Consider the following 8,812-nt stretch of genomic DNA (forward strand, 5'->3'; position numbering starts at 1 on the left):
TGGACTGGATCCCGGTGACGCATGGGCGGGCGTGGGCCTCACCCTGGTCGGCTACCTCTGGGCGCGGGCGGTCTTCAACCGTGACGCGACTCGCTAGGGCATACGAGGCGAAGCCCCCGGCCGGGGTCCTGGGCGGAACACCCGGCGGGGGCCCGGCGGGCTCAGCGGGCGTGCGCGCTGTGCGTCGCCTGGATCCGCGCCCACGACTTGGGCTGAGCGGGGGCCTTGCCCACCGCCGCCGTCCGTGCCTCGGCCGCCGTCGGCTTGGACGGCTGGAACAGCCAGGTGTCGAAGAGCGCACCCAGCGGCCTCCCCGACACCTTCTCCGCGTAGCTCACGAAATCGCGCACCGAGGCGTTCCCGTAGCGGTGCTCCGTCGTCCACCCCTTCAGGATCGCGAAGAAGTCCTTCTCGCCAATGTGATTGCGCAGCGCCTGCAGGGCCAGCGCCCCACGGTCGTACACCGCGTCATGGAACTGGTTCTCCGGCCCGGGATCCCCCGGCTTCACCGTCCAGAACGGATCGTCCGCCGGATACGAGGCATAGGTGTAGTCCGCCAGTTCCTGCGCCGTACCCTCGCCCTCCTTCTCCGACCACAGCCACTGCGCATAGCTGGCGAAGCCCTCGTTGAGCCAGATGTCGCGCCAGTCCTTCACCGAGACGCTGTCGCCGAACCACTGATGGGCCAGCTCATGCACGATCAGCGAGGTGTTCGCGCCCCTGGCGAACCCCTTCGGGCTGTAGAACGGCCGGGTCTGCGTCTCCAGCGCGTACCCGGTGGGCACATTCGGCACATAGCCGCCCAGCGCGTCGAAGGGGTACGGGCCGAAGACCGTGGACTCCCAGTCCACGATCTCCGCCGACCGCTCCACGCTCGCCCGCGCCGCGCCCGCGTTGGCCCCGAGGTCCTTGCTGTACGCGTTGATCACCGGCAGGCCACTCGCGGTCTTGTCCGTCGTGATGTCGAACTTGCCGACCGCGAGCGTGGCCAGATACGTGGCCTGCGGCTTGCTGGAGCGCCAGCTGTAGCGGGTCCAGCCCAGCTTCGAACTGGTCGACTGCAGGGTGCCGTTGCTGATCGCCTGTGTCCCGTCCGGCACCGCGACCGAGACGTCGTAGGTGGCCTTGTCGAGCGGGTGGTCATTGCTCGGGAACCACCACCACGCCGACTCCGGCTCATTGGCCGCGATCCCGCCGTCCGGCGTGCGCAGCCAGGCGGTGAAGCCGTTCGTCACGATCTTGGAAGGCGTACCGCCATAGCGCACGACCACGGTGAAGGGGCGGTCCGAGTCCAGCGGCGCGGCCGGGGTGATCTCCAGCTCATGGTCGCCGGTCGCCGTGAACCCCGCCTTCTTCCCGCCCACCAGGACCTCGCTCACATCGAGCGCGAAGTCGAGGTTGAAGCGGGACAGATCCTGTTTGGCGGTGGCCACGATCGTCGCCGTGCCCTCCAGGGCGTCGGTCTTCGGCTGGTACTTCAGCCGCAGGTCGTAGTGGGAGACGTCGTACCCGCCATTGCCGTAGGAGGGGTAGTAGGAGTCTCCGATGCCGGGGGCGCCCGGCGTGGCGTCGGCCGCCGAGGCCGGGATCGCCAGCAGCAGGCAGGCCGCGGCCGCGCTCGGGACGAGGAGTCTAAGAACGATCACTCGTGACCCTATGTACTCCCTGTGCCCGTCTCCCGTCCATCGTGTCACCTGGCATGTAATCGACATCCGGCCGACACACCGGCCCCTGAGGCTTCCTCACGCCACGCCTTCGCCCTCTTCTGCACAGGAGTTGACTCGCGCTACGGTCCGCCCGTGCTGCTACAGAGGCGGAAACCCCGCATCCACTGGACCACGCTCGTACTGTCGGCGGTCACCGCACTGGTCGCCGCCGCCGTATCGCTGCTGCCACCGCTCGGCACACCGGCCGCACATGCCGCCACCGCCCGGGAGAGCAGACCCGTCTACTCCTACCAGGACGCCATACGCGAATCCGTATGGGTGGACACCAAGGTCGACGGCGACGCGGACGGAAAGACCGACCGTGTCGCCGTCGACATTGTCCGGCCGCGCGAACCCACGCGGCAGGGCCGCCGGATCCCCGTCATCATGGACGCCAGTCCGTACTACTCCTGCTGCGGACGCGGCAACGAGAGCCAGACCAAGACCTATGACGCCGCCGGGAAACCCGTCCTGTTCCCGCTCTTCTACGACAACTACTTCGTGCCGCGCGGCTACGCCACCGTCCTGGTCGACCTCGCCGGCACCAACCGCTCCGACGGCTGTGTGGACATCGGCGGCCGGTCCGACATCCAGTCAGCCAAGGCCGTCGTGGACTGGCTGAACGGCCGGGCCAGTGGATACACCACCCGCACCGGCGGAATGACCGTCAGGGCGAGCTGGTCCAACGGCGTCACCGGCATGATCGGCAAGAGCTACGACGGCACCGTCGCCAACGGCGTCGCCGCCACCGGGGTCAAGGGACTCAAGACCGTCGTGCCGATCGGCGCCATCTCCTCCTGGTACGACTACTACTTCGCCAAGGGCGCCCCGCTCTTCGACTCCGGCCCCGACAGCCTCTCGGACGCCGTCGAGAGCGACGGCGCGCACGCGCGGTGCGCCGCCGTACAGCGGCGGCTGATCGACGGCGCGCCGCGGACCGGTGACTGGACCGGCCTGTGGAGCGCGCGCGACTATGTGCCGAACGCCGACAAGGTGCGGGCCAGCGTCTTCGCCGTCCACGGCGCGCAGGACCTCAACGTCCGCACCAAGCACCTCGGGCAGTGGTGGAGCGCACTGGCCGACGCCGGTGTGGAGCGCAAGATCTGGCTCTCCCAGGCGGGGCATGTCGACCCCTTCGACTTCCGGCGCGGGGAGTGGGTGCGCACCCTGCACCGCTGGTTCGACCACTACCTCCTCGGCATCGACAACGGCATCGAGCGCGAGCCGATGGCCGATATCGAACGCGCCGCCGACCAGTGGTCCACCGACCGCATCTGGCCCCCGGCCGGCACTCGGCAGACGACCCTGCGCCCGCGCGGCGGCGCTTCCCCCGGTGTGGGCGTCCTCGGTACGGAGCGGGCCTGGCCCGGCGCGACGGCGACCTTCACGGACGACCCCCGGCTGAGCGAGGCCGACTGGGCCGCGCGGCTCGACACGTCGACACCGGACAAGGCGGGCTTCACCACCGGTCCGCTCGCCAAGGACCTGCGGCTGTCGGGCTCCGGCACGGTGACGGTCACCGCCACGCCCTCCACCACCAGCGCCCATCTCTCGGCGGTCCTGGTCGACCTCGGCCCGGCCACCATCCGTGACTACACCGGGAACGGTGAAGGAATCGTCACCCTCGACAACCGCACCTGCTGGGGCAGCAGTACGGCGGGCGACAGCGCCTGCTTCAAGGAGACCGCGGCGGACAAGGCGAACGTCGACTACACGGTCTTCAGCCGCGGCTGGGCCGACCTCGGCCACTACGCGGGCGACGGCAAGGGCCGCCCGCTGACCCCGGGCAGGGCGTACACCCTCACCCTCGACCTCGCCGCGACCGACCATGTCGTCCCGGCCGGCCACCGCCTCGCCCTGATCATCGCCGGCACGGACGCGGGCCTCCTCGAACCGCCGTCCACCACCCCGCGCCTCACGGTGGACCTGCCCCGCACCTCGGCCCGCCTCCCGTTGGTGGGCGGCGCGCCGGAGGCCGCGGTCTCCGGCAGGCAGGCGGCCGCCACGCCGCCCCTGAAGGGCGTGCGAGCCCCGCGTCACCAGCCGCCGATCCCGTTCGCGTCCGCGCACGACTGACCGAGCCGGCCGCACGGCAAGGCTCTGCCACCCCGCGCCGTCCCCAACCCCCTCTACCCAAGGAGGCCCGCACGGGTTCTCGTCGTCGCCCCTCATCCGCACCGCCGCCTGTGGCGCCATCGGCGCGGTGTTGACCGGGTCGTTCCTCACCGCGCCCGCACGGGCCGGGTCACGTTGAGGCCGCCGGGCCCGGTCCGCCGGCCGGCCTCGCCGTGACGTCGCCGTACGGCGGTCAGCCGCCCGGTTGCCTCCCCGCGGGCCCCGCCGAGACCGGGCGCCGGTATGGCCGCCGTACGGGCGGGCCAACAGGCCGCTGCCACCGTCACTCCACCGCGAGACCGCCGAGGCGGGCGGCGTCGCGGGCGCAGCCCCAGGCGACCGTGACGCCGGCGCCGCCGTGGCCGTAGTTGTGGACGCAGGCCCCGCCGCCCGGCAGTTCCTCCGGCTCCAGCCGCACCCGCGACCGCGCCGGCCGCAGCCCCACCCGGTGGGCGAGGACACGGGCGTGCGCCACCCTGGGGTGGACGCGGGCGCAGCGCGCCACGATCGCCTTGGCCGTCGCGGGGTCCGGCTCCAGGCTCCAGGCGTTCTCGCGCGCGGTGCCGCCGAGCACCAGGCCGTACGGCTGCGGCAGCATGTACAGGGTGTCCGGCGAGTGGGGGTCCACGGCCCCCAGCCACTCCTCCACGCCCGGGTTCTCCACGACCACGAGCTGCCCCTGCACCGGGTGCACCTCGGCGTCGGGCACCAGCTCGCGGGCGCCCAGGCCCGTGCAGTTGACGACGAGCGGGGCGGCCCGGCGGGCCTCGCCGAGCGAGGTCACGGCGCGCTCCTCGACCGTTCCGCCCGCCGCCTCCAGCCGTCGCCGCAGATAGCCGAGGTACGTGTCCATGTCGACCAGCGGGACGCGGGCCCGCAGACCCAGCGTGAGGCCGTCCGGCAGCTCGTCGGGGCGCGCCGGGCGCAGCCCCGGCACCGCCGCCGCCCACGCCCCGAGGTCCCGGGTGCCGATGCCCGCCTGTGTCCCCTCGACCAGCCGGACGCCGGTCTCCGCCGGCCGCTCGGCCAGTGCGGTCAGAGTGTGCAGTGTCCGTACGGACCAGGCGGCCACCTGCTCCTCCGGCTCGATGCGGTACGGCCACCACAGCCCACCGGCCACGGCCGATGTGGTGCGCCCGGCCGGATCGCGGCTCCACACCGTTACCCGCCGGCCGCCCTCGGCCAGCACGATGGCGCTGGTCAGGCCGATGACCCCACCGCCGACGACGATCGCATCGCATGTCATGTGCGGAGGCTATCGCCGGGGTGGAGAGGGGACACCAGACCGTCCACGGCACTCCGGATTCATCCCTTATGCCGCTCTGTATAGGCGAGTCGCGGTGATGGATCCCCGAAGTGGGAATACTTGGGGCATGACCTTCAGGTACGTGACCTTCGGGCTGGCGCCGGCGATGCGCGCCGGCGGTGTCCTGGCCAATGGCGCGTACCAAATACACCGCGATTTCCTGGACTTCGTGGTGGACGGCAGACCGCTGCTGCTGCGCCTCGCCGACCTCGACGCCGTCTCGCCGCTCGCCTCCGACCTCGGCCCCTCCATCTTCACGGAGCAGGTCCGCAGGCTGCTGCTGGAGACCGACGCGCCGCTGGACGGGGGCCGGTTCGTCATCTACGGCTGCCCCGAGTGCGAGGGGCTGGAGTGCGGGGCCGTCACCGCCGTGATCGAGCGGGACGGGGCGGACTTCGTCTGGCGGGACTTCGTCTGGCAGACGGACGAGACCCCCGACCTTGAACTCAACGGCTACCACGGCATCGGCCCGTACCGCTTCCGCGGCGAGCAGTACCATGCCGCGCTGGAGCGGCTGCTGCTCGCCGATGGCGCGCACGAGGTCCCCACGGGTCCCCGGGTGCTGCTCGTCGGGCAGCGGGCCGCCGTCCTCGCCAAGCTCGCCGCGGCGCTGCGGCGCATCGGCATCGGCGCCGAGATCACCCTCGACGCGGTAGGGGCGCTCGCGGAGGAGCTGCGGAAGTACAGTGCGGTGGTCTTCGGCCGGACGGTGGGTCAGGAGGAGCGCGACGCCGTACGGGACGCCTTCGCGACCGCCCGCTCCGAGGCCGTCCTGATGACCGCGCTCTCCCCGATCGTCCCCCTGCTCGTCGCCCAGGTCGAACAGGCCCTGGACCGCACCCCCTACGACCGCCGCCGCCTCCTTGGCCTCACGGCGGGCGGCGACGAGGCGGTGGTGCAGGTGGCCTCCGAGTGCCGGGTCCGGCTGGTCGCCCACCGGCTCGACCGGCTCTCCCGCCCGCATGCGCATGAGCTCTTCGACGCCTCTCTGGAGCCGGGGGCGCATCGGATTCCCCTGGACGCCCGGGCGGTGCGGGGCGAGTCGTTCGTGGTGGCCCGCACGAGCGACGCGGTGCTGGTGACCCCGGTGGCCCGCCGTTAGGGCTCGCCTCGTCCCGGTGGGTGTGCGGCTCCGCCGCGCGGTGTGGCGCCTGCGACGGGCGGAGTCCCCACCCCGCCCCTTCCCGGAACAAGGGGCTCCGCCCCCTTGACCCCCACCGGGGCTCCGCCCCGGGCCCCGGACGCCCCTCGGGCGGTGGGGAACAAGCCCGTCCCGAACCCCGGCGGGGGCCCAGGGCCGAGCCCATCACGCGGCGGAGCGGCACACCCACCGGCCCGGAGAAAACCCCAAGGCGGCAGGCGCCCCACGGCGACTAGGATCGGCCCTCTGATGACTGCCACTCTCGTCGCCAAGGACCTCGCCGCCGGACACGGCGACCGTACGCTCTTCTCCGGGCTCGACCTCGTCGTCGCCCCCGGCGAAGTCATCGGGCTCGTCGGCGTCAACGGTGCGGGCAAGTCCACCCTGCTACGACTGCTCGCCGGCCTCACCGACCCCGAGCAAGGGGCCGTACGCCTCAGCCCGCCCCACGCGACCGTGGGTCACCTCCCGCAGGAGCCCGAGCGGCGGCCCGAGGAGACCGTGCGGGGGTTCCTGGCCCGCCGTACCGGGGTCGCGGCCGCGCAGGCCGAGCTCGACGCCGCCACCCAGGCACTCGTCGACGCCGCGCCCGGCGCGGACGACGCGTACGCCACCGCCCTGGAGCGCTGGCTCTCCCTCGGCGCCGCCGACCTCGACGAGCGTGCCGGCGAGGTCGCCGCCTCGCTCGGGCTCGACATCTCCCTGGACCGGCCCATGACCGCCCTCTCGGGCGGACAGGCGGCGCGGGCCGGACTCGCCTCGCTCCTCCTCTCCCGGTACGACGTCTTCCTGCTCGACGAGCCGACCAACGACCTGGACCTCGACGGGCTCCAGCGCCTCGAGAACTTCGTCGGCGGACTCCGCGCCGGTACGGTGCTCGTCAGCCACGACCGGGAATTCCTCGCCCGCACCGTCGACAAGGTCCTCGAACTCGACCTCGCCCAGCAGCAGGTGAAGCTCTACGGCGGCGGCTACGACGCCTACCTGGAGGAGCGGGAGACGGCCCGCCGTCACACCCGCGAACGCTACGAGGAGTACGCGGACACCCGCGCCGCCCTCGAAACACGGGCCCGCACCCAGCGCGCGTGGATGGAGAAGGGCGTCAAGAACGCGCGCCGCAAAGCCATCGACGGCGACAAGATCGGGCGGAACGCACGCGTCGAGGCCACCGAGAAGCAGGCCGCCAAGGCGCGCCAGACGGACCGGATGATCGAGCGGCTGGACGTGGTCGAGGAGCCGCGCAAGGAGTGGGAGCTGCGGATGGAGATCGCCGCGGCGCCGCGCGCGGGCGCGGTCGTGGCGACCCTGCGCGGGGCCGAGGCGCGGCGCGGCGACTTCCGCTTCGGCCCGGTCGACCTCCAGATCGACTGGGCCGACCGGGTCGCGGTGACCGGAGCGAACGGCTCCGGCAAGTCCACCCTGCTCGCCGCCCTCCTCGGCCGCCTCCCGCTGGACGCGGGCGCGGCGGCGCTCGGCCCTGGTGTGGTGGTGGGTGAGGTCGACCAGGCCCGCGCCCTCTTCTTCGGCGGCGAGGCGCTGCTGGACGCGTTCGGCGCGGCGGTGCCCGAGCTGGCGCCCGCGGACGTACGGACGCTGCTGGCCAAGTTCGGCCTCAAGGCCAACCATGTGCTGCGGTCCGCCGCCACGCTGTCACCGGGGGAGCGGACCCGTTCGGCGCTGGCGCTCCTCCAGGCGCGCGGGGTCAACCTGCTGGTCCTGGACGAGCCCACCAATCACCTGGACCTGTCGGCCATCGAACAACTGGAGTCCGCCCTGGCCTCCTACACCGGCACGCTGCTCCTGGTCACCCACGACCGCCGCATGCTCGACGCGGTCCACACCACCCGCCGCCTCCAGGTGACCAACGGCCGCGTCACCGAAGCCTGAAGCGACGGGCGAGCACCCCCGGTTGGCGAGGTCGCCCGGCGGCATGCCGCGCCGGTAGCGCCCGCCGTGTGGACGGGGTCCGGCCGGGACCTTGGCCGTCCGGCGGCTGTGGTCATGCCGCTCGCTGCGTCAGCGCGAGACGGACGGCGAAAGCGGGGCCGGGGCGAGGACGCCCGGCGCGGCCTGCCGCGCCCGCATCGCCTGCCGCGTTTGCGTGACTCGGCAGGCGAAGCGGACCGTCGGGGCCGCCCGGCGGGTGGCCGTACCCGTAGCGCCCGGCGGCTTGCCGCGCCGGTATCGCCCGCTGGTTGGCGGGCCCGTCCGGCGGCGGTGGTCATGCCGCTCGCCGCGTCAGCGTGACACGGACGGCGAAGTCGGACCGGGGCGAGGACGCCCGGCGGCATGCCGCGCCCGTATCGCCTGCCGCGTCGCTGAGGTCCGCACAGCGGCGAGCGGGGCCGTCAGCCGTGGCTTGCCGCAGCGGCGGGAGCCCGGGCGGCGGAACCCGGGGGTGGTGCACGTCTTCGCCCCCGCCGCGCCACCAGGGCAGGACGGGGGGCGATACTTGTTGTAGGCGCCGATCAGGTAGTTCTGCACCTGGGCGTTCTCCGTGTTGAAGTCGGCGAGGTCGTCGTGCAGCCAGCAGGAGCGGGAGTC

At 72.9% G+C, this 8,812-nt stretch carries 6 protein-coding genes; 3 read left to right on the forward strand and 3 right to left on the reverse strand.

Features of this window, described 5'->3' with window-relative positions; all coding sequences use genetic code 11:
• Positions 1-161: 161 nt before the first annotated feature.
• A complete protein-coding gene (locus ABZS71_RS22160; protein WP_356212707.1) occupies positions 162-1,643 on the reverse strand; it encodes a M1 family metallopeptidase in 1,482 nt (493 codons plus the stop codon).
• Between the two features lie 156 nt (positions 1,644-1,799).
• Between ABZS71_RS22160 and ABZS71_RS22165 the strand changes: the two genes are divergently transcribed.
• Positions 1,800-3,782 (forward strand): Xaa-Pro dipeptidyl-peptidase, encoded by a 1,983-nt coding sequence (locus ABZS71_RS22165; protein WP_356212677.1) that lies wholly within the window; start codon positions 1,800-1,802, stop codon positions 3,780-3,782.
• Positions 3,783-4,104: 322 nt separating this feature from the next.
• On the opposite strand, the gene ABZS71_RS22170 is transcribed toward ABZS71_RS22165, so the two are convergent.
• The gene (locus ABZS71_RS22170; protein ID WP_356212680.1) at positions 4,105-5,067 is read right to left on the reverse strand and encodes an FAD-dependent oxidoreductase; all 963 of its coding nucleotides are present in this window, start codon (positions 5,065-5,067) and stop codon (positions 4,105-4,107) included.
• Between the two features lie 127 nt (positions 5,068-5,194).
• Here ABZS71_RS22170 and ABZS71_RS22175 point away from each other — a divergent pair, with 127 nt between their 5' ends.
• Positions 5,195-6,229: an oxidoreductase gene (locus tag ABZS71_RS22175; protein ID WP_356212683.1), complete on the forward strand. Its 1,035-nt coding sequence runs from the start codon at positions 5,195-5,197 to the stop codon at positions 6,227-6,229.
• Positions 6,230-6,517: 288 nt separating this feature from the next.
• Positions 6,518-8,155, forward strand: a complete 1,638-nt coding sequence (locus ABZS71_RS22180; protein WP_356212686.1) for an ABC-F family ATP-binding cassette domain-containing protein — start codon at positions 6,518-6,520, stop codon at positions 8,153-8,155.
• A gap of 351 nt (positions 8,156-8,506) precedes the next feature.
• Here the strand turns inward: ABZS71_RS22180 and ABZS71_RS22185 are convergent.
• Positions 8,507-8,812: hypothetical protein (locus tag ABZS71_RS22185; protein ID WP_356212689.1), on the reverse strand; the 306-nt coding region annotated here is incomplete at its 5' end.

Source organism: Streptomyces sp. NPDC005393 (assembly GCF_040606675.1).
GTDB lineage: Bacteria > Actinomycetota > Actinomycetes > Streptomycetales > Streptomycetaceae > Streptomyces.